20 protein-coding genes are annotated in these 25,184 nt (G+C 70.9%); 6 read left to right on the top strand and 14 right to left on the bottom strand.

All coding sequences use genetic code 11. The features are described 5' to 3' along the window. Positions 1–270 precede the first annotated feature (270 nt). The 3 genes from A2U95_RS27140 to thyX form a co-directional block, all read right to left on the bottom strand. Entirely contained in the window at positions 271–1,956 is a 1,686-nt protein-coding gene (locus A2U95_RS27140; protein WP_166027822.1) for a ribonuclease J, read from the bottom strand. 128 nt (positions 1,957–2,084) lie between these two features. Further along, positions 2,085–2,984 carry a 4-hydroxy-tetrahydrodipicolinate synthase gene (gene dapA, locus A2U95_RS27145; RefSeq protein WP_166027824.1) on the bottom strand — a complete coding sequence of 300 codons (900 nt, stop codon included), beginning with the start codon at positions 2,982–2,984 and terminating at the stop codon, positions 2,085–2,087. Positions 2,985–3,199: 215 nt separating this feature from the next. Next, positions 3,200–3,940: an FAD-dependent thymidylate synthase gene (thyX, locus tag A2U95_RS27150; RefSeq protein ID WP_166027826.1), complete on the bottom strand. Its 741-nt coding sequence runs from the start codon at positions 3,938–3,940 to the stop codon at positions 3,200–3,202. 237 nt (positions 3,941–4,177) lie between these two features. Between thyX and A2U95_RS27155 the strand changes: the two genes are divergently transcribed. Continuing rightward, positions 4,178–4,762: a hypothetical protein gene (locus tag A2U95_RS27155; RefSeq protein WP_166027828.1), complete on the top strand. Its 585-nt coding sequence runs from the start codon at positions 4,178–4,180 to the stop codon at positions 4,760–4,762. A gap of 76 nt (positions 4,763–4,838) precedes the next feature. Here A2U95_RS27155 and A2U95_RS27160 read toward each other — a convergent pair whose 3' ends face one another. The 5 genes from A2U95_RS27160 to rpsO all read right to left on the bottom strand — a co-directional run bounded on the left by A2U95_RS27160 (position 4,839) and on the right by rpsO (position 10,366). After that, the gene (locus tag A2U95_RS27160) at positions 4,839–5,276 is read right to left on the bottom strand and encodes a tetratricopeptide repeat protein (protein WP_166027830.1); all 438 of its coding nucleotides are present in this window, start codon (positions 5,274–5,276) and stop codon (positions 4,839–4,841) included. Between the two features lie 7 nt (positions 5,277–5,283). After that, positions 5,284–6,036, bottom strand: coding sequence for a 4-hydroxy-tetrahydrodipicolinate reductase (dapB, locus tag A2U95_RS27165; RefSeq protein WP_166027832.1), 753 nt, complete (start codon positions 6,034–6,036; stop codon positions 5,284–5,286). A gap of 74 nt (positions 6,037–6,110) precedes the next feature. Then, positions 6,111–7,490, bottom strand: a complete 1,380-nt coding sequence (locus A2U95_RS27170; RefSeq protein WP_166027834.1) for a M16 family metallopeptidase — start codon at positions 7,488–7,490, stop codon at positions 6,111–6,113. Then, positions 7,487–9,706 carry a polyribonucleotide nucleotidyltransferase gene (locus tag A2U95_RS27175; protein ID WP_166027836.1) on the bottom strand — a complete coding sequence of 740 codons (2,220 nt, stop codon included), beginning with the start codon at positions 9,704–9,706 and terminating at the stop codon, positions 7,487–7,489. The genes A2U95_RS27170 and A2U95_RS27175 overlap by 4 nt, the downstream gene beginning before the upstream one ends. A gap of 369 nt (positions 9,707–10,075) precedes the next feature. Further along, positions 10,076–10,366 (bottom strand): 30S ribosomal protein S15, encoded by a 291-nt coding sequence (gene rpsO / locus A2U95_RS27180; protein WP_108954112.1) that lies wholly within the window; start codon positions 10,364–10,366, stop codon positions 10,076–10,078. A 283-nt stretch (positions 10,367–10,649) separates the two neighbouring features. Between rpsO and A2U95_RS27185 the strand changes: the two genes are divergently transcribed. After that, complete coding sequence (locus A2U95_RS27185; protein ID WP_166027838.1) at positions 10,650–10,925, top strand: DUF397 domain-containing protein; 276 nt, start codon at positions 10,650–10,652, stop codon at positions 10,923–10,925. A gap of 71 nt (positions 10,926–10,996) precedes the next feature. Here the strand turns inward: A2U95_RS27185 and eccD are convergent, their stop codons facing one another. Then, positions 10,997–12,496, bottom strand: a complete 1,500-nt coding sequence (gene eccD / locus A2U95_RS27190; RefSeq protein WP_166027866.1) for a type VII secretion integral membrane protein EccD — start codon at positions 12,494–12,496, stop codon at positions 10,997–10,999. 297 nt (positions 12,497–12,793) lie between these two features. Here eccD and eccCa point away from each other — a divergent pair, with 297 nt between their 5' ends. The 4 genes from eccCa (at position 12,794) to A2U95_RS27215 (ending at position 20,583) form a co-directional block, all read left to right on the top strand. Beyond that, positions 12,794–16,768, top strand: a complete 3,975-nt coding sequence (eccCa, locus tag A2U95_RS27200; protein WP_166027840.1) for a type VII secretion protein EccCa — start codon at positions 12,794–12,796, stop codon at positions 16,766–16,768. 248 nt (positions 16,769–17,016) lie between these two features. Next, positions 17,017–17,517: a hypothetical protein gene (locus tag A2U95_RS27205; protein WP_166027842.1), complete on the top strand. Its 501-nt coding sequence runs from the start codon at positions 17,017–17,019 to the stop codon at positions 17,515–17,517. Positions 17,518–17,533: 16 nt separating this feature from the next. Continuing rightward, positions 17,534–19,870 (top strand): hypothetical protein, encoded by a 2,337-nt coding sequence (locus A2U95_RS27210; protein ID WP_166027844.1) that lies wholly within the window; start codon positions 17,534–17,536, stop codon positions 19,868–19,870. Positions 19,871–20,010: 140 nt separating this feature from the next. Beyond that, the gene (locus A2U95_RS27215; RefSeq protein ID WP_166027846.1) at positions 20,011–20,583 is read left to right on the top strand and encodes a hypothetical protein; all 573 of its coding nucleotides are present in this window, start codon (positions 20,011–20,013) and stop codon (positions 20,581–20,583) included. Between the two features lie 84 nt (positions 20,584–20,667). Here A2U95_RS27215 and A2U95_RS27220 read toward each other — a convergent pair whose 3' ends face one another. From A2U95_RS27220 to A2U95_RS27240, 5 genes are all read right to left on the bottom strand, one after another. Further along, positions 20,668–20,967: a WXG100 family type VII secretion target gene (locus A2U95_RS27220; protein ID WP_166027848.1), complete on the bottom strand. Its 300-nt coding sequence runs from the start codon at positions 20,965–20,967 to the stop codon at positions 20,668–20,670. Between the two features lie 81 nt (positions 20,968–21,048). Next, the gene (locus A2U95_RS27225; RefSeq protein WP_166027850.1) at positions 21,049–21,390 is read right to left on the bottom strand and encodes a WXG100 family type VII secretion target; all 342 of its coding nucleotides are present in this window, start codon (positions 21,388–21,390) and stop codon (positions 21,049–21,051) included. Positions 21,391–21,490: 100 nt separating this feature from the next. Continuing rightward, positions 21,491–22,768 (bottom strand): S8 family serine peptidase, encoded by a 1,278-nt coding sequence (locus A2U95_RS27230; protein WP_166027852.1) that lies wholly within the window; start codon positions 22,766–22,768, stop codon positions 21,491–21,493. A 31-nt stretch (positions 22,769–22,799) separates the two neighbouring features. Beyond that, positions 22,800–24,635, bottom strand: a complete 1,836-nt coding sequence (locus tag A2U95_RS27235) for a hypothetical protein (protein ID WP_166027854.1) — start codon at positions 24,633–24,635, stop codon at positions 22,800–22,802. Beyond that, positions 24,635–25,126, bottom strand: coding sequence for a hypothetical protein (locus A2U95_RS27240; protein WP_240958205.1), 492 nt, complete (start codon positions 25,124–25,126; stop codon positions 24,635–24,637). The genes A2U95_RS27235 and A2U95_RS27240 overlap by 1 nt, the downstream gene beginning before the upstream one ends. Between the last annotated feature and the right edge of the window lie 58 nt (positions 25,127–25,184).

Here is a 25,184-nt window from a genome sequence, read left to right on the forward strand (position 1 = left end):
CGACTCTATCAGACCGTTTCCGTTCCGATTTCCTCGGTGCTTTCCAGTCCGGCGCTTCCGCGCTTTCCTTTCCGGCTCAACCGACTTTATCAGAAGTTCTGAGCCGGTTTTCCCGCCCTTCCGGGCCGGCGCCCCCAACGCCTTGAGCGTTGCGGGTGCCCCCTGGGGGGAGCCGTAAACGTACTGGAGGGGAGCGCCCGTATGCAAATCGAGGCGCTCCCCTCCAGGTTCACGTCCTGGTGCACGCGTGGATCACGCGCTCACCGGGGGTCAGACGTCGACGACGACCGGCAGGATCATCGGCCGGCGGCGGTAGGTGTCGGAGACCCACTTGCCCAGCGTGCGGCGGATGAGCTGCTGCATCTGGTGCGGCTCGACCACGCCCTCCTGGGCCTGACGCTCGAGCACCTCGACCAGCTTGGGCAGGACGTCGCCGAAGGCCTTGTCCTCGATGCCGGAGCCACGGGCCTGGATGTGCGGGCCCGCGCTGATCTTGCCGGTGGAGGAGTCCACCACCACGAAGACCGAGATGATGCCCTCGTCGCCGAGGATCTTGCGGTCCTTGAGCGCGGGCTCGCCGACGCCGCCGACCGAGAGGCCGTCGACGTAGACGTATCCGGCCTGCACCTTGCCGGTGATCCGGGCCTTGCCGTCGACCAGGTCGACGACCACGCCGTCCTCGGCGATCACGATGCGGTCGTGCGGGACGCCGGTCAGGGCACCCAGCTCGGCGTTGGCGCGCAGGTGGCGCCATTCGCCGTGCACCGGCATCAGGTTCCGCGGGCGGCAGATGTTGTAGAAGTACAGCAGCTCGCCGGCCGAGGCGTGACCCGAGACGTGGACCTTGGCGTTGCCCTTGTGGACGACGTTGGCGCCCCAGCGGGTGAGGCCGTTGATCACCCGGTAGACCGAATTCTCGTTGCCCGGGATCAGCGAGGACGCCAGGATCACCGTGTCGCCGGGGACGATCCGGATCTGGTGGTCGCGGTTGGCCATGCGGGACAGCGCGGCCATCGGTTCGCCCTGCGAGCCCGTGCAGACCAGGACCACCTCGTGGTCCGGCAGGTCGTCCAGGGTCTTCACGTCCACGACCAGGCCCGGCGGCACCCGCAGGTAGCCGAGGTCCCGGGCGATGCCCATGTTGCGGACCATCGAGCGGCCGACGAAGGCGACTCTGCGCCCGTACTCGTGGGCGGCGTCGAGGATCTGCTGGACGCGGTGGATGTGGCTGGCGAAGCTCGCCACGATGACGCGCTTGCGGGCGCCGGCGAAGACGGAGCGCAGCACGTTGGAGATGTCGCGCTCCGGCGGCACGAAGCCCGGGACCTCGGCGTTCGTCGAGTCGCTGAGCAGGAGGTCGATGCCCTCCTCGCTCAGCCGCGCGAAGGCGTGGAGGTCGGTGAGGCGGCCGTCCAGCGGCAGCTGGTCCATCTTGAAGTCGCCGGTGTGGACGACCATGCCCGCGGGGGTGCGGATGGCCACCGCGAGGGCGTCCGGGATGGAGTGGTTGACCGCGACGAACTCGCAGTCGAAGGGGCCGAGGCGCTCCCGGTTGCCCTCCGCCACCTCCAGGGAGTACGGGCGGATCCGGTGCTCCTGGAGCTTGGCCTCGATCAGCGCGAGGGTCAGCTTGGAGCCGATCAGCGGAATGTCCGGCCGCTCGCGCAGCAGGTAGGGCACCGCGCCGATGTGGTCCTCGTGACCGTGGGTGAGGACGATGCCCTCGATGTCGCCGAGGCGGTCCCGGATGGACGAGAAGTCCGGCAGGATCAGGTCGATGCCGGGCTGCTCCTCCTCGGGGAAGAGCACGCCGCAGTCGACGATCAGCAGGCGGCCGTCGAACTCGAAGACGGTCATGTTGCGACCGATCTCGCCGAGGCCGCCGAGCGGGGTGACCCGCAGCCCGCCCTTGGGAAGCTTGGGCGGCGGGCCGAGTTCAGGGTGCGGATGACTCAAAAGACTCTCCTCACCACGCGCGCCACGTGCCCGGGGGCACGTGGCGCGCGTGACGTTCGTGCGGAAGCAGTTGTCGTGTAGAGGTGCAGGCGCTGTCGCCCTGCGTATTCAGTTGTGAAGTCCGGTGCTCAGAGCTGTACCCCGCCCGCGGCGAGATCGAGCTTGAGCTGTTCGAGTTCCTGGGGGCTCAGTTCCACGAGCGGCGCGCGCAGCGGTCCGGCGGGCAGTCCCTGCAGGGCCAGGGCGGCCTTGGTGGTCATCGCGCCCTGGGTGCGGAAGACGCCCGTGTAGACCGGGAGCAGCTTCTGGTGGATCTCGGCGGCCTTGTGCACGTCTCCGCCGAGGTGGGCCTCGAGCATCGCGCGCAGGTCCGGTGCGACCAGGTGGCCGACGACCGAGACGAAGCCGACCGCGCCGATCGACAGCAGCGGCAGGTTCAGGATGTCGTCGCCGGAGTACCAGGCCAGGCCGGAGCGGGACAGCGCCCAGCTCGCCGCGCCCAGGTCGCCCTTGGCGTCCTTGTTGGCGACGATCCGCGGGTGCTCCGCCAGGCGGACCAGGGTCTCCGTGGTGATCGGGACGCCGCTGCGGCCCGGGATGTCGTAGAGCATCACCGGGAGCCCGGTGGAGTCGGCGATCGCCGTGAAGTGCCGGTACAGGCCCTCCTGCGGGGGCTTGTTGTAGTACGGCGTCACGGTGAGCAGGCCGTGGGCCCCGAGCTGCTCGGCGGTGCGGGCCAGCTCGATGCTGTGGTGCGTGTCGTTGGTGCCGACGCCGGCGACGATGTGCGCGCGCCCGCCGACGGCCTCCAGGACGGCCCTCAGCAGGGCCGCTTTCTCCGCGTCGCTGGTGGTGGGCGACTCACCGGTGGTGCCGTTGACGATGAGACCGTCGTTGCCTGCGTCCACGAGATGGGTGGCAAGCCGCTGGGCGCCGTCGAGGTCGAGCGCGCCGTCCGCCGTGAACGGAGTCACCATGGCGGTAAGGACCCTCCCGAAGGGGGTCTGCGGAGTGGAGGTCGGTGCCATGCCTAACACGCTACTCGCTGTCCCGGGCCTGGTGCGCCGTCGGGGGCCGGACATTGTGGATGAACAAGGCGAACGGGATCCCGGCACTGCCTGCTCGGGGGTTCAAGCAGTGCCGGGCCCGTATCGTCAGGCTAGATGAACTTCGCGAAGTCCTGCAATCCGGACACTTCGGGCGGATGAGGCGTTCGCCCCCGCGTGGTCGCCCCGTCCCGCTCTCAGGGCGCGACGCGGCCGTTCTGGTTGAAGGCCTCGTAGGTCAGCGGCATGAGCTTGGCCCACTCCTGCTCCATGCGCTCCGCGACCATCTCGATCTCGCGCTGCGGGAACGACGGCACCCGGGCCAGCTCGTGCTTGGTGCGCAGTCCGAGGAAGTGCATCAACGACCGGGCGTTGCAGGTCGCATACATCGACGAGAACAGGCCGACCGGCAGGACGGCGCGGGCCACCTCGCGGGCCACGCCGGCCGCCAGCATCTCCTGGTAGGCCCGGTAGGCCTCCTGGTAGCTCTCCGTCATGGTGCGGGCCACCAGGTCCTGCTGCTCCGCGCTGCCCTCGACGAACTCGTACTTGCCGGGGCGGCCCTGCTGGACCAGCTTGCGGCCCGCGCCGGGGACGTAGAAGACCGGCTCGAGCTGCCGGTAGCGGCCGGACTCCTCGTTGTAGGACCAGCCCACCCGGTGGCGCATGAACTCGCGCATGACGAAGATCGGGGCGCTGACGAAGAAGGTCATCGAGTTGTGCTCGAAGGGGCTGCCGTGCCGGTCCCGCATCAGGTAGTTGATCAGCCCCCTGGAGCGTCCGGGCTCCTTCTCCAGCTCCTCCAGGGACTGCTCGCCCAGGGTGGAGACGCGGGCGGCGAACAGCACGTCGGCGTCCGAGGCCGTGTGCTTCACCAGTTCGACGGTGACGTCGCTGCGGAAGCTTGCCGTGAGGTCGTCTGCGGGGGTGTCGCTCACTGTGGGGAATTCCTTCGGGGGGCGAGGTGGGCGGTGGGTCCGCCCTGGTGGGCGGCCCGCTGCTGGCAGTCGCTCACTCTACGACGACGGCATGCGCCGGTCTGACCCCGTCCGCGGCATTCGGTCACCGCCCGCGTGGCCGATCGGGCGGCCCCTGGGTGGTGGGGCCGGACGCGGCTCGGTAGCCTCACCCGCATCGTTCGTGTGTGTGGATCGTGGATCGAGTGAGGACCCGCCGTGCCCCTGCCCTTCCTGACGGCCGACCGCGCCTTCGACGGGGAGACGGAGGACGTCGTCCTGCCGTTCCACGACCGTCAACGGTGGCGACGGCCCTACCGGCCGGGACCGCCCCGGGTCGGGCTGGCCGCGCTGGTGCTGCTGCTCGCGTCGTTCGTGCTGGCCGCGGCCGTGATCATCGCCGCGACGACCTCGGTGACCGGAGCCTGGATCTGGTTCGGGGTGGCCCTGCTGATGATCGCCGGTGCGCTGCGCGGGCTGCGGATCGGTGTCTGGGTGAGTTCGGCCGGGCTGCGGCACGTCACGTTCTTCGTCACGCGCACCACCGCGTGGGCCCAGGTGGGCACGCTGCGGCTGGTGCAGCAGCCGGTGCGGTGGATGGGGCTGCCGCGGACCGTTCAGGGACAGGCGCTGGTGCTGGAGGCCAGGAACGGGCGCGGGGCGTCGTCCCGGGCCGACGGTCCGGTGGTGCTGCTCAGCACGCACGACGCCGATTTCCTGGGGCGGCCGGCCTCCTTCGACCGGGCCTCGGACACCGTGGAGGCGTGGGCCGACGAGTACCGTACGGCCGCCGCCGGCCGGTGACCGGCGTGGAGGGCCGCACGGCCCCGCCGCCCCCGGAGGGGCGGCGGGGCCGTGGGCGTTCCGCGGGGGCGTCGGGTCAGCCGTCGTGGAGCTGGATCGCCCGCTGCATGGCCTTGCGGGCCCGGGTGGTGTCCCGCGCGTCGTGGTAGGCGACGGCGAGGCGGAACCAGGCGCGCCAGTCGTCCGGGGCGGCCTCCGTCTCGGCCTTGCGGCGCTCGAAGACGGCGTCCGCCGAGTCGCGGTCGATGCGGCCGCTGGGCGTGCGCTTCAGGTCGTCGACGGGCAGGCCGCCCTCCGCGTCGAGTTCGGCGGCGAGGGCTCCGGCCCTGCGGGCGAACCGGGTGTTCGCCCAGAGGAACCAGAGGCCCACGACCGGCAGCACCAGTACGGCGGCGCCCAGCGCGACGGTGAGCGGGGTGCCGACCTCGATGAGCATGACGCCGCGGCTGCCGGCCAGGACGAAGTAGGCGACCAGGGCCAGCGCCGTGACGGCATAGGTGATCTTCGCGCGCATGTCCGTGTCAGCCCAGGTCCAGGAAGTGCTCGAGCCCGAAGGTCAGGCCCGGCGTCCGCACCACGCGCCGCACGCCCAGCAGGATGCCCGGCATGAAGCTGATGTGGTGCAGGGAGTCGTGGCGGACGGTGAGGGTCTCGCCCTCGCCCCCGAGCAGGACCTCCTGGTGGGCCAGCAGGCCGCGCAGGCGGACCGCGTGCACCGGGACGCCGTCGACGTCGGCGCCGCGGGCCCCCTCCAGCGCCTTGGCGGTGGCGTCGGGCATGGGAGCGCTGCCGGCCGCGCGGCGGGCCTCGGCGATCAGCTGGGCGGTGCGCTGGGCGGTGCCGCTGGGCGCGTCGACCTTGTCGGGGTGGTGCAGCTCGACGACCTCGGCCGACTCGAAGTACGGGGCGGCCATCTGCGCGAACTTCATGGTGAGGACGGCGCCGAGGGAGAAGTTCGGGGCGATCAGGACGCCCGTTTCCGGGGAGTCCTCCAGCCAGCCGCCGAGGCTCGCCAGGCGTTCGTCGTTCCAGCCGGTGGTGCCGACGACGGCGTGGATGCCGTGGCCGACGCAGTACTCCAGGTTGGTCATCACCGAGTCGGGGGTGGTCAGTTCGACGGCCACCTGGGCGCCGCTGGAGGCCAGGACGTCCAGGCTGTCGTGGCGGCCGAGGGCGGCCACCAGTTCCATGTCCTCGGCGGCCCGGACCGCCTTGACGGCCTCGGAGCCGATGCGCCCCTTGGCGCCGAGAACCGCCACACGCAGCTTGCTCATGTTGCTCTTGCTTCCTTTCGCGGGCCCAGCGGGGCTCGGTCGGCTCGGGCCCGTCAGGCTCGGGCCCGTCGGGCTCAGGCCACGGCCTCGTGCAGGCGGGATGCCTGCTTGTCCTTGAGCGGACCGATGACCGACAGGGAGGGACGGCGGCCCAGGACGTCCCGGGCGACCTCCCGGACGTCATCGGGGGTCACCGCGTCGATGCTGGCGAGGACGTCGTCGACGGACATCTGGTCGCCCCAGCACAGTTCGCTCTTGCCGATGCGGTTCATCAGCGCGCCGGTGTCCTCCAGCCCGAGGACCGTGGAGCCCTTGAGCTGGCCGACGGCGCGGGCGATCTCCTCGTCGGGCAGGCCCTCGGCGGCGACCTTGTCGAGCTCGTCGCGGCAGATCTTCAGCACGTCGGGCACCTGGCTGGGCCGGCAGCCCGCGTACACGCCGAAGAGGCCGCAGTCGGCGAAGCTCGAGGTGTACGAGTAGACGCTGTAGGCCAGGCCGCGCTTCTCCCGGACCTCCTGGAAGAGGCGGGAGGACATGCCGCCGCCGAGGGCCGTGTTGAGGACGGCCAGGGTCCAGCGGCGGTCGTCGGCGCGGGCGATGCCGGGCATGCCGAGGATGACGTGCGCCTGCTCGGTCCTGCGGGAGACCAGGTCGACCTTGCCGGCGGTGCGCAGGGCGCGGCTGCCGGAGCGGGGGCCGACCGGAACGGCCTCGTGGTCGGTGAGCAGGCCGGCCTTCTCGAAGGCGGCCCGGACCTGGCGGACCACCTTGGCGTGGTCGACGTTGCCGGCCGCGGCGACCACCAGGCGGGTGGGGTCGTAGTGCTTCTTGTAGAAGCGCCGTATGCGGTCGGCGTTGAGCGCGTTGACGGTGTCCACCGTGCCGAGGACCGGGCGGCCGAGGGGGGTGTCGCCGAGCATGGTGTGCGCGAACAGGTCGTGCACGCAGTCGCCCGGGTCGTCCTCGGTCATCGCGATCTCCTCGAGGATCGCGCCGCGCTCGACGTCGACGTCCTCCTGCCGGATCAGCGAGCCGGTGAGCATGTCGCAGACCACGTCGATCGCGAGCGGGAGGTCGGTGTCCAGCACGCGGGCGTAGTAGCAGGTGTACTCCTTGGCGGTGAACGCGTTCATCTCGCCGCCGACCGCGTCGATCGCGGCCGAGATGTCGAGCGCGCTGCGACGGGAGGTGCCCTTGAAGAGCAGGTGCTCCAGGTAGTGGGTGGCGCCGCCCAGCGCCGGCGTCTCGTCGCGGGAGCCGACGTTGGCCCAGATGCCGAAGGTGGCCGAGCGCACCGACGGGAGGGTCTCGGTGACGACCCGCAGGCCGCCGGGGAGGACGGTGCGGCGGACGGTGCCGCTGCCGTTCTGCCCCTTGATCAGGGTTTGGGTACGGGCGACGGCCCGCACCGGGGAACCGGTGCGGGCCGTCGCCGTGGTGCTACGAGAGGTCACTTCTCGCTGTCGTCCTTCTCTGCCTGCTCGGAGTCCTCGCCCTCGATCACGGGGACCAGGGAGAGCTTGCCGCGGGAGTCGATCTCGGCGATCTCGACCTGGACCTTCTGGCCCACGCCGAGGACGTCCTCGACGTTCTCCACGCGCTTGCCGCCGGCCAGCTTGCGGATCTGCGAGATGTGCAGCAGACCGTCCTTGCCCGGCATCAGGGAGACGAAGGCGCCGAAGGTCGTGGTCTTGACGACCGTGCCCAGGTAGCGCTCGCCGACCTCCGGCATCGTCGGGTTGGCGATGCTGTTGATCGTGGCGCGCGCGGCCTCGGCGGCCGGACCGTCGGAGGCGCCGATGTAGATGGTGCCGTCGTCCTCGATGGTGATCTCGGCGCCGGTGTCCTCCTGGATCTGGTTGATCATCTTGCCCTTGGGGCCGATGACCTCACCGATCTTGTCCACCGGGATCTTGACGGTGATGATCCGCGGGGCGTTCGGGGACATCTCGTCGGGCCGGTCGATGGCCTCCATCATCACGTCGAGGATGTGGAGACGGGCGTCGCGGGCCTGCTTGAGGGCCGCGGCGAGGACGGAGGCCGGGATGCCGTCCAGCTTGGTGTCGAGCTGGAGGGCGGTCACGAACTCCTTGGTGCCGGCGACCTTGAAGTCCATGTCGCCGAAGGCGTCCTCCGCACCGAGGATGTCGGTGAGGGTGACGTAGTGGGTCTCGCCCTCGATCTCCTGGGAGATCAGACCCATGGCGATGCCGGCGACGGGGGCCTTGAGCGGCACACCCGCGTTCAGCAGCGACATGGTGGAGGCGCAGACGGAGCCCATGGAGGTCGAACCGTTGGAGCCGAGGGCCTCGGACACCTGACGGATCGCGTAGGGGAACTCCTCGCGCGTCGGCAGGACCGGGACCAGGGCGCGCTCGGCGAGGGCGCCGTGGCCGATCTCGCGGCGCTTGGGGGAGCCGACGCGGCCGGTCTCGCCGGTGGAGTACGGCGGGAAGTTGTAGTTGTGCATGTAGCGCTTGCGGGTCACCGGGGAGAGGGTGTCCAGCTGCTGCTCCATGCGCAGCATGTTGAGGGTGGTGACGCCCAGGATCTGGGTCTCGCCACGCTCGAACAGCGCCGAGCCGTGCACGCGCGGGATGGCCTCGACCTCGGCGGCCAGGGTGCGGATGTCGGTGACACCGCGGCCGTCGATGCGCTTCTTCTCCTTGATCACGCGCTCGCGGACCAGTTGCTTGGTGAGCGAGCGGTAGGCGGCGGAGATCTCCTTCTCGCGGCCCTCGAACTCCGGGAGGAGCTTCTCGGCGGCGAGGCCCTTGACGCGGTCCAGCTCGGTCTCGCGCTCCTGCTTGCCGGCGATGGTGAGCGCCTGGGCCAGCTCGGGGCGGACGGCGGAGGCGAGCGCCTGGAAGACGTCGTCCTGGTAGTCCAGGAAGATCGGGAACTCGCCGGTCGGCTTGGCGGCCTTGGCGGCGAGGTCGGACTGGGCCTTGCACAGCACCTTGATGAAGGGCTTCGCGGCGTCCAGACCGGCGGCGACGACCTCCTCGGTCGGCGCGTCGGCGCCGCCCTCGACGAGCTTGATCGTCTTCTCGGTGGCCTCGGCCTCGACCATCATGATCGCGACGTCGCCGTCCTCCAGGACGCGGCCGGCGACCACCATGTCGAAGACGGCGTCCTCGAGCTCGGTGTGCGTCGGGAACGCGACCCACTGGCCGCTGATCAGCGCGACGCGGACGCCGCCGATCGGGCCGGAGAAGGGCAGGCCGGCCAGCTGCGTGGACGCGGACGCGGCGTTGATCGCGACGACGTCGTACAGGTGGTCGGGGTTGAGCGCCATGATCGTCGCGACGACCTGGATCTCGTTGCGCAGGCCCTTCTTGAAGGAGGGGCGCAGCGGGCGGTCGATCAGACGGCAGGTGAGGATGGCGTCCTCGGAGGGACGGCCCTCACGGCGGAAGAACGAGCCGGGGATCTTGCCGGCCGCGTACATCCGCTCCTCGACGTCCACCGTGAGGGGGAAGAAGTCGAGCTGGTCCTTGGGGTTCTTGGAGGCGGTGGTGGCCGACAGCACCATGGTGTCGTCGTCCAGGTAGGCCACGGCGGAGCCGGCGGCCTGACGGGCCAGGCGGCCCGTCTCGAAGCGGATGGTGCGGGTGCCGAAGGAACCGTTGTCGATGACGGCCTCGGCGTAGTGGGTCTCGTTCTCCACCAGTGTTCTTCTCCTCGTCTTCGTCCCTGGCCCGTCCGTGTGACGGGGGGACTCGGCGGAGAAGCGCGCCGTGCCTTTCGGGCCGGTCTTCGATCGAAGCACCCGGGTCTGTCTCCCCGGGGGCCACTACCGAGGACCGGCGGCGGCGAGGTGCGCTTCCCCTCGTTCGGGTGAACCGCCCACGTGGACGGTTCGTCGTGCGATCAGTGGTACGGAGTACCCCGTGTGGGCCCCGTGATCACACGGTGTCGTGCGTCATGCGTTCATGCGTTGTGCTACCACACTACAAAGTGTGGGTGACACCTCGCACGTTTCCCGCGTACGGCAAAGGGAGCGGCCCCTTCACGGGACCGCTCCCTTCACGGCGTCTTACTTGGCACCGCCGGCCGCACCGCGGCGGATGCCGAGGCGGTCGACCAGGGCGCGGAAGCGCTGGATGTCCTTCTTGGCCAGGTACTGCAGCAGGCGGCGACGCTGACCGACCAGGATCAGCAGACCACGACGGGAGTGGTGGTCGTGCTTGTGGCTCTTGAGGTGCTCCGTCAGGTCGGAGATGCGGCGGGTCAGGAGCGCGACCTGGACCTCGGGGGAGCCGGTGTCACCTTCCTTGGTGCCGAACTCGGTGATGATCTGCTTCTTCGTAGCGGCGTCGAGCGACACGCGTACTCCTTGGTGATGTCCTGATGGCCACCGAGTGCCCCCGGTCTGTGTCTCGGGGGAGCTTCCGTTACTCGGGAGGCGGGGATCCGCTGGGCGCGTCCTCCAGACCGCCGTCGGGCGGGTCCGGTGGCGCGTACGCAAACGGCCGTCACCCAGAGTACCAGGCCGGGAGGGGGGTCCCGGACGCGGGTCGCGGAAGTCGGCCGGGGCCGGCGGGACCCGCACTAGGGTACGTCGCGGATCGACCCGGCCCGGGTTCGGGCCCGTTCGGAAGGGGCTTCGCATGGCGGAGACAGAGGAAGACGTGAAGGCCCGCAAGGAGCGGGAGCGGGACGAGTTGTACGCGCTGGACATCTCCGGGGTGGAGTGGCAGTGCGCTCCGGGGACGGAGCGGGACGAGGAGCGGGTGGAGATCGCCCGTCTGCCGGGCGGGGCGGTGGCGATGCGGTCGTCGCTGGACCCGGAGACGGTGCTGCGGTACACGGAGGCGGAGTGGCGGGCCTTCGTGCTGGGGGCACGGGACGGGGAGTTCGACCTGGAGCCGGCCACCGAGGGCTGAGCGTCACGCGAACGCGGTGGGCGGGTGCGGCGCCGCACCCGCCCACCGCGTTCGCGTGACGGCCGGGGACGTCAGCCGGTCATCGCCCGGGCGGCCTCGTAGACGCCGAAGACGGCGAGGGCCAGCGGGACCAGGGTCAGCAGGACGAAGGACTCGGCGATCTCCAGGAAGCGGCCCCAGAACGGGGTCGGGCCGCCGCGCGGGGCGATCATGCCCACGCCGGTGATCAGCGCGGTGGCCGCGGCGACGGCGGCGACCAGCCAGAGGGTGCGCAGTTCCGGGCCGGACGGGTCCGCGGTGGCGGGCGGGTCGAGCGCGAGACCGAGGCCGAGCAGCACCAGCGAGGCGAGACCGGCCGCGAGCAGCGCGCCCACCTGCGCGGTGTAGCGGAACAGGGTGGCCCGCATGATCAGGGCGATGCCGGTGGCCAGGGCGAGGAGCCGGGCCCACGGCCCGCCGGAGAAGCCGAGCACCGCGCAGGCGACGACGGCGACCAGGGCACAGCCGCCGACCAGGCCGACCAGGAGTTCGTGGCCGCGCCGGGTGCGCTCCTCGACGCGGTGGAGGTCGACCGGTTCCTGCGGCTCGGTCTCCAGGCCGTAGGCGCTGGAGGCGCCGGTGCGCGGCGGGTCGAAGCCGATGGGGAGGCGGGCGAACCGCAGCGACATCCCGGGCAGGAAGGCGAGGGCGCCGACGGCGAGCGGCGCGCACAGCGCCGCCGTCTCGGTGGCGTTCCAGCGGGCCATGAGGGCGGCGAACACGGTGGCCACGCCGATCCCGGCGGCGAGCACGCAGGCCACGAAGGGGCCGTCGCCGCGGGGGGAGCAGAGCATCAGGACCACGGCGGCGAGCAGTACGGCGGCGCAGGCCAGCAGGAACTGGAGCTTGCCGATGCCGGTGCCCTCGGCGAGGGGCAGCAGGCCGGAACCGGCCACGCCGATGTTGGGCAGCGCGCCCAGGCCGAGCGCGAGGGCGGCCGCGCGGTCGTCGTAGACGCGGGCGCGGACGCAGGCCAGGACGACCAGCACCACGCCGGCGACGGCCGCGAGGATGCCGGGCAGCCCGTGCATGTCGTGGCCCGGGTGCGAGGTCCAGGCGACGAAGGCGAGCAGCGTGGGCAGCACTCCCCCGGCGATCAGGCCTCCGGTGCGGGTGAGGTCGCCGCTCCACAGGGTGTGGTCGCGGGAGACGGCGGAGGCGACGGCCTCCGAGACGTCGTCGAAGACCGCGGGCGGCAGGGAGTCGGAGAAGGGCCGCAGCGTGAGCAGCTCTCCGTCGAGTATCCGCTGGGCCGCGAAGGAGCGGGCGCTGTCGAGGACGGTGCCGTCGCGGCGGACCAGGTGGTAGCCGACGGGCGCGCCCTCGGCGGGGCTCTGCCGGGAGAGCCTGAGGATCTCCGGGTAGAGGTCGGCGACCGGGATGTCGTCGGGCAGCGCGACGTCGATGCGGCTGTCGGGCGCGACGATGGTGACCCGGCAGAAGCCGAATCCGGAGCCGGTGCCCGTTCCGGACGGGCCCGCCGGTCCGGGGCCGGTCTGTCCGGTGGCCGGCGCGGAGGCCGTGGTGCTCACCTTCTGCTCCCCCTCGGTGGTGGTGTGCGGTGGTGCGTGTGACGGAAGCGCGCGGCGGTACGGTGGCCGTACGGCGCCGGTGGGGCTCGCGGTCGCAGCTGAACGTCCCTGATGTCCGGAGTCGTTCGTGTGTGTCCGCGCCGACGGGCGGGCCTGGCCGTCCGGGTGGGGCGAACATCCGGCACCATACCGCTCACCGGTCCCGCGGGGACTCAGTAGGATCACGCCGCGGCCCGCACACCCGGACCACGGGGAGCCCTGGACAACGGCGGGGCCCGGCAAGGGGATTGGTGACCAGTGAGCCACATCGTCGTGAAGCGTCCGCCGAGGGCGCTGCCGTCCGAGGTGCCCACGGAAGAAATAGTGCTGCAACCGCCGCCGGAGCTGCCGCGCGGAAATCAGGAGAGCGTCCTGATGCAGTTGCTGCCGACGCTCGGCATGGGCGGTTCGGTGGTCTTCTTCTTCATGAGCGACAAGCCGTTCATGAAGATCATGGGCATGGTGATGATCGCCTCGACCGTCGCCATGTCGGTGGCGATGGTGGTGCGCTTCCGCCGCGGGAACCAGGGGCAGTTGGCCGATCTGCGGCGTGACTACCTGGGGTACCTGACGCAGACCCGGCAGCGGGCGGTGGAGACGGCGACGGCGCAGCGGGACGCCCAGTACTACCTGCACCCCTCCCCCGAGCAGTTGTGGGCGCTGGTCGCCGAGGGCAGCCGGGTGTGGGAACGGCGGCCGGGCGACGAGGACTTCGCGCAGGTCCGGATCGGTCTGGGGCCCCAGCAGCTGGCCTCGCCGCTGATCGCCCCGCAGACCGGTCCGGTGGACCAGCTGGAGCCGTTGACCGCGGGGGCGATGCAGCGGTTCGTGGCGGTGCACTCCACGCTGGAGGACCTGCCGATGGCGGTGTCCCTGCGGGCGTTCCACCGGGTGTCGGTGAGCGGCGATCCGGAGTCGGTGCGCGCTCTGGTGCGGGCGATGACGGGCTCGCTGGCCTCGCTGCACTCGCCCGAGGACCTGGTCGTGGCGGTCGCGGCGGGCCGGGACGCGCTGGAGCACTGGGAGTGGGCGAAGTGGCTGCCGCACGCCCAGGCGCCGGGCGTCACGGACGGCGCGGGCAGCCGCCGGCTGATCTCGCAGGATCCGCGGGTGCTGGAGGACCTGCTGGCCGGGCGCCTGTCGGGCCGCCCCCGGTTCCACCCGGCCGCGCCGCCGCTGCCGGAGACTCCGCACCTGGTGCTGGTGCTGGACGGGGTGTCGCTGCCGCCGGACTCGGTGCTGGCCGGCCCGGAGGGGCTGCAGGGCGTCACGGTGGTCGAGGTGGCGCCGGGCGAGCAGGCCGGCGTGCCGGGGGACCTGGCCGTGTCGGTGCGGCCGTCGTCGCTGCGGCTGGAGTCGGCGCACGGCGCGGTGTACGAGGGGACGCCGGACGCGATGTCGTCCGCGTCGGCCGAGGCGCTGGCCCGGCAGCTGGCGCCGCTGCGGATGGCCTCCGGCGGAGACGACGACGAACCGCTGCTGGCGAACCTGGAGTTCACCGACCTGCTGAACCTGGGCGACGCCGCCTCGGTGGACCCCAAGCGGACCTGGCGGCCGCGGGCGCTGGCGGAGCGGCTGCGCGTGCCGATCGGCGTCGGCGAGGACGGCCGTCCGGTGATGCTGGACCTGAAGGAGGCGGCGCAGGAGGGCATGGGTCCGCACGGTCTGTGCGTGGGCGCGACCGGCTCCGGCAAGTCGGAGCTGCTGCGCACCCTGGTGCTGGGCCTGGCGGTCACCCACTCCTCGGAGACGCTGAACTTCGTGCTCGCCGACTTCAAGGGCGGCGCGACCTTCGCGGGCATGGCGCGGATGCCGCACGTCGCCGCCGTGATCACCAACCTGGCGGACGACCTGACGCTGGTGGACCGGATGGGCGACTCCATCCGCGGTGAGCTCAACCGCCGCCAGGAGATGCTGCGCGACGCGGGCAACTACGCCAACATCCACGACTACGAGAAGGCCCGCGCGGCGGGCGCTCCACTGCAGCCCATCCCCTCGCTGGTCCTGGTCATCGACGAGTTCAGCGAACTCCTGACCGCCAAGCCGGACTTCATCGAGATGTTCGTGCAGATCGGCCGGATCGGCCGGTCTCTGGGCGTGCACCTGCTGCTGGCCTCGCAGCGTCTGGAGGAGGGCCGGCTGCGCGGCCTGGAGACCTACCTGTCGTACCGGATCGGTCTGCGGACCTTCTCGGCGGCGGAGTCCCGGGCGGCGCTGGGGGTGCCGGACGCCTACGAGCTGCCCAACGTGCCGGGTTCCGGCTTCCTGAAGTTCGGCACCGACGAGATGGTGCGGTTCAAGGCCGCCTACGTCTCCGGCGTGTACCGCTCGGGGGCGCAGCAGGCGGCGCTGGCGGGCGGGCCGCTGCCGGTGGACCGGCGGCCGGTGCCGTTCACCGCCGCGGAGGTGCCGGTGCGGTACGCGGCGGTGCCGCGGCAGCGCGCCGCCGAGCCCTCGGCCCCGGGGACCGACGACGCGCTGGCCGACACGGTGCTGGACGTGATCGTGAAGCGGCTGGAGGCCCAGGGCCCGGCGGCGCACCAGGTGTGGCTGCCTCCGCTGGACAGCCCGCCGTCGCTGGACGGCCTGCTGCCGGGGCTGACGGCCGTGCGCGGCCGCGGCCTCACCCAGCCGGGCTACGAGGGCGCGGGCCGGCTGGTGGTGCCGGTGGGCCTCCTCGACAAGCCGTACGAGCAGCGGCGCGACCCGCTGTGGGTGGACTTCTCGGGCGCCGCGGGCCACATGCAGATCCTCGGCGGGCCGCAGTCCGGCAAGTCGACGCTGCTGCGCACCCTGGTGTCGTCGTTCGCGCTGACCCACACCCCGCACGAGGTGCAGTTCTACGGGCTGGACTTCGGCGGCGGCGGCATGGTGTCGATCGAGGGGCTGCCGCACGTGGGCGGTGTGGCGTCCCGGCTGGACCCGGAGCGCGTGCGGCGTACGGTCGCCGAGGTGTACGGCGTGCTGAACCGGCGGGAGGAGTACTTCCGGTCGGCGGGCATCCCGTCGATGGCGGAGTTCCGCAGCCGGCGGGCGCGGGGCACGATCTCGGTGGCGGACCAGCCGTGGGGCGACGTCTTCCTGCTCATCGACGGCTGGGGCAACTTCAAGGGCGAGTACGAGGCCTTGGAGCAGGTGGTGCTGGACATCGCGGCGCGCGGTCTCGGTTACGGCGTCCACCTGGTGCTCACCGCCTCGCGGTCGATGGAGGTCCGCTCCAACCTCAAGGACCACCTGATGAACCGCCTGGAGCTGCGGCTCGGCGACACCATGGACTCGGAGCTCGACCGCAAGGTGGCCGCGAACGTGCCGGCGGGCGTGCCGGGCCGGGGCCAGTCGCCGCAGAAGCTGCACTTCATGGCCGCGGTGCCGCGCATCGACGGCCTGACCTCGGACTCGGACCTGGCGGACGCGACGGCCGCGCTGGCCGCGGAGGTGTCGCGGCACTGGACGGCGCCGGCGGCGCCCGAGGTGCGGCTGCTGCCGCGCCGCCTGGCCCTGGAGGAACTGCCGCCGGGCGACCGGTTCCCGCAGCGGGGCGTGGCGTTCGCGCTGGACGAGAACGACCTGGAGCCGGTGTTCGTCGACTTCGACCAGGACCCGTTCTTCCTGGTCTTCGGCGAGAGCGAGTCCGGCAAGTCGAACCTGCTGCGGCTGCTGATCCGGCAGCTCACCCAGCGCTACCCGGGCGACGAGTGCAAGCTGTTCGTGGTCGACAACCGGCGCTCGCTGCTGGACGTCACCCCGACCTCGCACCTGGCCGAGTACATCCCGATGTCCAACACGATGGACCACCACATGGCGGCGCTGGCCGACCTGATGCGCCGCCGCTCGCCGACCGCCGACGTCACCGCGCAGCAGCTGCGGGACCGCAGCTGGTGGAGCGGGCCGACGGTGTACGTGGTCGTCGACGACTACGACCTGGTGTCCACCTCGCAGGGCAATCCGCTGTCGGGGCTGACCGAACTGCTGCCGTTCGCACGGGACGTGGGCGTGCGGTTCATCATCGCCCGCTCCACGGCGGGCGCCGGGCGGGCGGGCTACGAGGCGTTCATCCAGCGCATCAAGGAACTGGGCGCCCAGGGCGTGGTGCTGGCCGGCGACCCGGCCGAGGGCGACCTGCTCGGCGGTGTGCGGCCGCGGCCGATGCCGGCCGGACGGGGCGTCTTCGTCTCGCGCAGGCGCGGCAAGCCGCTGGTCCAGACGGGGCTCGTGCCGGAGGGGACGTACTGATGACGGGTCCGGCGGTCCTCGGGCTCCCGGTCCCGCTGATACCCGGCGCGCCGGGGCTCCTGGACCGGAAGAAGGCGTGGTGGCGGTTCCGGGCGGGGAACCACGCCCACCCGGAGCGCAACGAGCCCTCCGCGGGGGCGCTCCGACGGCAGCGGATCGCGCCGATCCGCTGCTCACGGGAGTCCGTGACGCTTTTCGTCCGGCTCATGGCCACGGCGCCGTCACCTAGCTGAAACGGGAGAACACTCATGGCATGGGACGAGTGGGAGCAGCTGAAGTCCGAGGCGGCCGAACGCTCCTCGGGCGGCATGCAGTTGAACCGGCTGCCGGACGACATGGGTGGCGGGTCCGGCCGGCCGCCGTCGAGCGCGGGTGACCTCGAGGTCCACCAGAAGGACCTGGTCGCCATCGGCAAGGAGGCGCACACCCTCTACGACCAGCTGTGGGACAAGGCCCGCCTCAAGGAGGCGGTGGACGGCGCGGCCGGCGACCTCACCGCCCAGGGGTTCGCCCTGGGAGCGGGGCTGAGCCACGTGTCGCTGAAGTGGAGCACGCAGCTGAACTCGCTGCTCGACGCGTGCGCGCACATCAGCAACCACATGCAGGTGACGCGCAGGATCCACGACGACGACGAGGCCTACATCCTGCGGCAGATGAGCAGCATCGCCGCCCTGGACGCCGGCTTCGACGAGCGGTCCGGCCCGCCCGGCAAACCCAACCCGAACTACGGCGACGACAAGAAGAAGTGACGGGGGACGAGTTGCCATGGATCTGAGCGCACTGCGTCATGCCAACTTCTCCAAGCTCGACGAGGCGGTCGAGGAGTGGAGACTGGTCGCCAAGAACCTGGAGACCCTGGCCAAGGACGCCGAGGACGGTCTGCGCGGAGCGGCCAACAAGGCGAACTGGGCCGGTGAGAACAGCCAGGTCACCAAGGAGTTCATCGGCAAGACGGCCGGGGAGTTCCGTGACGCCCACACCCAGGCGACCAGCATCCACAACATCCTCAAGGACACGACGGGCGAGCTGAAGAGCTACCACCGTCAGTTGAACGAGGCGCTGGACCGCGGGCTGAAGAAGAACCTCACCGTCATGGACACCGGTGACGGCGGGTTCACCGTCACCATGAACGTCCACCCCGACCGGGCCGCCAAGGGCCACACTCCGCCCGAGCACGACGCGAGCGACGTGACCGCGCTGCGGGACGAGATACAGGGGATCCTCTCCAAGGCCACGGAGAGCGACGACAGTGCCCGCAAGGTGCTCGTCGCCCTGGCCGACCAGAGCCGGCTGGGCTTCTCCGACGCCGAGTACTCCGACCGCGACAGCGCGGCGGAGGCCGTGCGGGACGCCGAGGAACTGGCCGCGCTGGCCAAGCAGAAGCCGGAGGACCTGTCGCCCGAGGAGTTCGACCGCCTCAACGCGGGGCTCAAGGAGCACGCCGGCGACCCGCTGTTCGCCGAGACCTTCGCGACCACCCTCGGCCCGAAGGGCGTGCTGGAGTTCTGGTCCGGCATCAACGATCCGCACGCCGGGGCCCGCATCGGTCACGAACGCGTCGAGCAGTACGGGGACCTGCAGAAGAACCTGAGCCTCACCCTGGCCGCCGCCACGCAGAGCGACTCCGCCGCGATGTCCGACTGGCAGACCAAGATGATCTCCCTGGGCGAGAAGCCGGTGGGCCGCGACGGCTACGGGCCGATGGGCTTCCAGGTGATGAGCAACCTGATGCGGGCAGGCGACTTCGACGACGGCTTCCTCACCCGCTACGGCAACTCCCTGATGGAGACCGAGCGTCGCCTCACCGGCAACGGCGAGCACGCCAACATGGCCTGGAGCCGGATGGGCATGGATCCCTGGCTCAACCGGATGGGCGAGGACAGCGGTGACGACCCGCTCACCGGCTACCTCAAGGCGCTGTCCAACAGCCCGGACGCCGCCACCGGCTTCTTCAACCAGGAGTACGTCAACAAGAACGACGAGAACAACCCGTTCGAGCGGGACACCGACGGCGACGACAAGAAGGGCAAGGTCACGCTGTCGAACTTCCAGTACCTCTTCGAGGAGCGGGAGTGGCCCAAGGAGTACGGGCTGGACGGCGACGAGCTCCACACCGGACGCAACAACCTGGGGCTGGCCCTGGAAGCGGCGACGACCGGGCATCCCGCGGGTGAGCTGCCTACGGCGGACACCCCCGCCCACAACGCGGAGCAGGCGCGGCTCTTCGAGTCGGTCGTCGGTTCCGTGTCGGACAACCCCAAGCTCCTCACCGACAACGGGTACATGTCCGACAGCTTCGGCCAGATGGCGTCGGAGTACCTGCCCGACATCAACCGCTCCATGACGGACGTCGACCTGGACAGCACCGACGAACAGGACCGCGACGCGCAGCAGCGCATCATGAACCTCTTCCCGGTGGCCGGGACGGACGCGCGCATGGAGCACCACGAGGTGAGCCGGTTCCTGCTCACCGTGGGCCAGAACCCGGAAGGGTACGCGGCCGTCGACGTGGCGCAGAAGGCGTACGTGGCCAACCTCATGGACTACCACCTCGACCCGTCACTGCCCGTGGAACGGCGCTACCTGCCGGACGACCTGGAGCGCACGGTGGAGGAGATCGCCCACAGCGCCGGCGAGGTGGGCGGTGCACTGGCCGTCGGGCGCCAGGAGGGCATCGCCGGGGACGCGGCGGAGGCCGACAAGAAGTACGAGGAGTCCGTGCAGAAGCGCAAGGACCTGGTGTCGGCGGGAGTCGGCACCACCGTCGGGGCCGCGACCTCGCTGATCGCCAGCCCGATCGCCGGCGCCGTCGTGGGCGGCGCCGCGGACGCCGCCAGCGGCGCGCTGATCGACGCCGTGTTCGGCGAGGGCAAGGGGACGGAGCTGGACGAGGCCGCCGGGGAGATCAACGCGTCCTGGGAGACCAGCGAGGACCACACCAAGGAATACGTGCGCCGGGCCGCCGAGCAGGCCGCCAAGTCACACGGCCACGAGGATCCCGGGGACCTGGCGGAGGCGGCACGGGCGGGGGTCCGGCAGGGCTTCACCACCGGTGGCGCATACTGCGACAGCGTCGCCGCGGAGCTGCGGACGGACCGCTGAGGCCGGGGACTCGGCCGGGCCTGGGCCTGGTCCGGTCCTGCCGCGGTCCAGGAGGCCGGTTCCGGCTCCGTCGTCCGGTGCTCCCGGTACCGGGACCGGCGGCTGTGGTGTTTCTGTTGTCGTTCCGAGGAGGAGGGTCCATGCCCGATCCGCGCCCAAGGGCCACGAAGAGCCTTCCGGCCGGCGTCCGCCGCCTGTCCGCCGCAGCCCTCGCCGCAGCCGTGGCCGTAGGGCTGTCGAGCGGGTGCTCGAGCGGCGCGGAGCGCGCGTACCGGACGCCGGATGAGCTGTGCGACACCGCCGTGCCCGCCGACGCGCTGGAGCCCTTCCTGCCGGGCGGCGAGAAGATCATGGTCAAGGAGGAGCAGCCGGCCGCGGACACCTCCCGCTGCCGGGTGAGCGTCGACGGTGAGCAGGTCCTCATCGCCTCACTTGAGTGGCGGGAGCGGAGAGGCGGCATCTTCCAGTTGTTCGGGCTGCACCGCGGCATGAAGGAAGGCGGCCCCGCCAAGGGCGACGACGACCTCATGTACACGGAGCGCGGCGCGGTGTCACGGCTGAAGGGGTGCACCCCGCCGGCCGACGACCAGGTGCTGTACGCCTCCGTCGATGCGCTGGCCGAGGAGGTGGGGGACGCCAAGGCGATGCGACGGCTGGCCGCCGCCTACACGGAGGAGGCACAGCAGTCGGACATGTGCCGTGGGCAGGGCTGAGGGTTCCCCTGCGAACGGAACCGGGGCGGGACGCCCTCCGTGCGCGTCCCGCCCCGGTTCCGTGATGTGGACCGCGGATGTCGGTTACTGGAAGTAACCCGCCGCCTTCAGGTCGCCGCCGCGGTAGTCACCGCCGGCCGCGCCGACCTTCTGGCCGATCTGCATCAGCGCCTGGTGGATGGCGTTGGCGTGCCTGTCCCACTCGACCATCGACTGCTGGAACATGGTCGCGGCCTCGCCCTCCCAGCCGGACGCGGCCTGCGCGATCGCGGACTTCAGCGCGCCGAGGTCCTCCTCCAGCTTCTGGGCCTGGTTGCCCAGCTCGGTGGTGATGGCGTCCAGACCGCCGTACTTGACCGCGAGTTCGTCCTGGCTCATCGACATGGTTTGCCTCGTTTCATGCTCGTCATCGGGGTGTGCGGTGCCGGCCTCGGCACAGGAGTCGGCGTCGGCGTCGGCGTCGGCTCAGTAGCTGCTGATCGCGGAGTGCTTGCCGCCGTACTGCACGTCGATGGACTGGATCGTGGCCCGCACCTGGTCCTCGAGGTTGTCCTTGTCCCTGCGGGTGGCGTTGATGTTCTCGAGGAACTTCACGAGCAGCTGACCGATGTCACGCATGTGCTCGTTGATCTCGACCTGCTTCTTGTTGAAGGCGGCGGCGCCGATGCCCCGCCAGTGGCCCTCGAGCTGGTCGATGGTGCCCTGCAGCCGGGTCATCTGACCCTTGATCGACTCGAAGCGGTCGACGATGTTCTTCTCGAGCGCGACGACTTCGCTGTCCCTGAGAAGCTGTCCGTCTGATGCCATGACCTGTCATCCCTTTCGTCAACGGTCTTGGGTGGCCGCCCGGTTGGCCGGCTCTCGGGTCGTGCGGTATGCGGGGGGAGAGAGATGCGCTTGCGGGCCGTCAGCCCGTGCGGCGCTTCCTCAGCAGGACGACGGTGCCGCCACCGATCACCAGCGCCGCCACGGCGCCGCCGGCGACAGGCCACAGGAGGTCGTCGCCGGAGTCCGCGGCCTCGGTGGCCGACGTCGCGTTCTCGCCGCCGGGGGCGTGCGCGGGGTCGGCGCCGTCCTTCTTCTCCTCGGAAGGGCTGGGCTCCGGGCTGGGAGCCTTGCCGCCGGCGTTCTCCCGGTGGAGCGGGTCGGCGTCCGGAGGGGCCGGCTTGTAGTCCGCGTCGGCGAGCACGAGGCGGGGGCGGAGCAGGCCGTAGCCGAGGTACTTGCTGGGCACGTCCTTGGGCCAGTCGCGGCTCGCCGTGTCGATCAGCGCGCTCATGACCTGGTTCGCGGTCCAGTCCGGGTGGGCGGACCAGATCAGTGCGGCGGAGGCGGAGGCGACGGCGGTGGCGGCACTGGTGCCTTCCCGCATGCAGTAGGAACGGAACGACGCGTCGCACCAGCCCGGCACGTCGAGTCCGGGCGCGGCCACGTCCACGTACCAGCCGTTCTCCGAGAAACGTCCTACCGTGCCGGACTCGTCGGCGGCGGCCACACCTACGACGTAGGGGTAGCTGGCGGGATAGCCGATGGCCTCAGCCGCGTACCCCTTACCCAACGCGTCGTTGCCTACGGACGCGAACAGGAGCTTTCCCTTGCTGTGCGCGTAGGCGACAGCTTCATCCTCCTGGAAGGTCGGGACATCGTTGCCGAAGGACATGTTGATGATCTTGGCATCACTGTCCGCCGCCGCTCGGACCGCCTCGATGAAGGACGGTGCCTTCTTCGCTTTGGACTTGCCCTCCTTCGTGCCGAAGGCGATACGAATAGGGACGATCTTGGCGTCGGGGGCCAAGCCCTTCAGCCCTCCCCCCGCCCCCGTGCCGGCGATGATCTCGGCCATGGCCGTGCCATGGCCGTCGTAGTCCTCCGTCGCTCCGTAATTGTGTGGAGCCGGGATCTCGTCGGTCAGTACCTGACCTTCGAGAGAGGGCGTCGCGGGATTGACACCGCTGTCGATGACCGCGACCTTCACGCCCTCGCCGGTGCTGGTCTTCCACATCTCCTCGGCACGCATGGCATCGAGGTACCACTGCTTCGACTGCCAGTCGGCGGCTGCCGCCTGGGGAGTCAGACCTGTCGAGAAGGCGGCCAGCGCGCCGAGTACCGCCGTCGCGGTGGACCACCGCCTGCGGAGGGGCCGGTCTCCGGCCTTCTGCCTACCGGCTCTGCTGATGCGCACCATGGCTCCCGTCTACCCTCGCTCTGCTATGTCGTCAGTCGGCCGCAGGCGGCGCATCGCGCCGGTCACCGCTGGAGGAACGCCTCGTCCGCCGGGAGTTGGTCTCGCGTGGCGTGCCGGTCACTCCACCGGGTGCCGCCTGCGGGCGGCCGGTGCCCTGCCCTGTTCGTGCCCCCGATGCTCCGGCAGCGGGAGTGGAGGGCACTCCGACGACGCCACGGCGTCCAGGCTGCTCACCCGCACCACGGGCCGGGCCGGCGTCTCCACCGATCACCGTGCCGCGCGGCACGCCGGCTCCGTTGGGGCCACTAGGTGTGGCAGGCCGTCCGCCGACCACTCCGCCGTTCGCCGTCACCCCACTCCGCACGGGACGGACCGTCTGGTTGCTCTGCGAGGCGGCGCCGCGCGCAGTACCGCCCACGACGCCCTGGGAAGCGGGCATGCCACTGGCCATGGGAAAGGGACCACGACCACCCGTCTGCCTACCGGTGACAGGCTGGGTCTGCCCCATCGGGCCCATGGGCCCGCGCCCGGAACCGGCGGCCCGTCCGGAGGCGGCTTGCTGGCCCGTCGGTCCGAGCGGCCCCGTCGTGCTTCGGCCGTTGACACTGCCCGTGCGCCCCGCGGTTCCGTGCTGCCCCGTGGGCCCCACGGGTCCCAGCGCTCCGCGGGCACCACCGCCGGCGCGCCCCGTTGCCGTGGGCTGCTGGCCTGTCGGCCCCACGGGGTGCATGGGGTTGCGTCCCGCGCCCTGGCCGGCAGCCGTGCCGCCTCCACCCGTGACGGAACGCGGAACCTGGCCCTGGGCGGACACCGGTGTCTGACGGGCGTTCACACCACCGGTTCCGCTCACGACGCGGCCTCCGGCAGTCGTCACGGGCTTCACCCCTCCGACGAGCGGCGGCACGGGCGGACCGGTCATCACGGGACCGGTGTTCGGCGCCGGAGCCGGAGCCACTGTCACGGGCCGGGTCGTCTCCTGTGGAACCACCGGGGCCACACTGTCGATCTGCATGGACGCATCCGTGGCGGGACGGATCTGCGGAGCAGGCGCCACAGCGGTCCCGTCGGCCCGTCCAGCGGCCGTCGACACGTCGGTACCGGAGTCCCGCTCCTTCGTGACGGTCGCATCTCCCGCGTAACCGGACCCGCCTGCCCTCGGCAGGACTTCCTGGCCATGTTCCGGCAACCACTCCGGCACACCCACATTCGGCATCGGATCAAACCTCGGCGGCTCCTGCGCCGCGAGCGTCTCCTCCGACACCGCGTAGAACGACGACAGGCGGATCATCTGGTTGATCGCCTCCTGCCGGTGCTTCTCCGCCTTGACCGCGGCCACGTACTCCTCGTTGCTGTCCACCCGCTTGGCCGCAGGGATCTGGGCGACCGTCTTCGGCTCCTCGCGCAGGTCGCGCGGCGGCATGGACTTGCGGACCGAGGCGAGGCCGGAGCCGGCCAGCGTGATCTGCTTGCCGACCACCTTCGAGTAGTCGGCCAGGGCCTCGGCCTTCTTCACGAGGTTGGTGCTCCAGACGCGGAAGGCCTCGCCCGACTCGCCCTCCCAGTCGACCGCCAGGATGTCCTTGTCGAGGAGTTCGGCGGCCTTGGTGATCGCCTCGCCCGCCTTCATCAGGGAGGTGCCGACTTCCTCGACCTGCTCCGGGTTCGTGGGCTCCACCATGTCGATCATGTCGTTGAGCCGATGGCCTTCGAAGCTCGTCCGCCCGAAGAACCGGCCCCCGCCACCCAGGAATCCTTCAAATTTCTGCTCGATGACGTTGACGATGTTGATGACCTTGGCGTTCTCCTTGACCTGCTGGAGATCGTCCTTGATCAGATTCTCGTAGTACTGGTCGCTGTGGCCGCTCATCAGTACCCCACCTTCGACTGGCGCTCGGCGTTGCGTGCGAGTGCCTGGTGCTTCTGCTCCCGCTCCTGCTCCCGGTCGAGTTCGACCTGGATCTCGTAGAACCGCCGCCGCGCCTCTTCCTCGAGGTTGTCGAAGCCGATGTCCGCGCCGTGCACGGCGATCCGGAGGGCCTCTATCTGCAGGCCGAGGGTCCTCGACAGGGAGGTGACACGCTCGTGTGCCCGGGAGTACTGGGAGTAGAGGCCAACCGCCTCGCCGAAGGCGCCACCGCCCGCCAGCGTCTCCCGGGTGAGCGTCAGGCTCTCCACCTGGTTGGGGTTGGCGGGCGATCCGTTCAGCTCGTCGAGCACCGCGTCGACACTCTTCTTGAACGAACTGAGCGCTTCGACGCCCCGCCGCAGGTTTGCGGAACTCGCGCCTGCCTCCAGTGGAATCACCAGTGTCATCTCCCCGTTGTCGTCGCCCGCCTCAGGACCTGTGGACCGATCCATGAAGCGTTCATGTCGCAACAGGACCACTCTAGTCACTTCATCTGACACGCCCAACTGC

The sequence above is a fragment of the Streptomyces chilikensis genome (assembly GCF_001642695.1).
GTDB lineage: Bacteria > Actinomycetota > Actinomycetes > Streptomycetales > Streptomycetaceae > Streptomyces > Streptomyces chilikensis.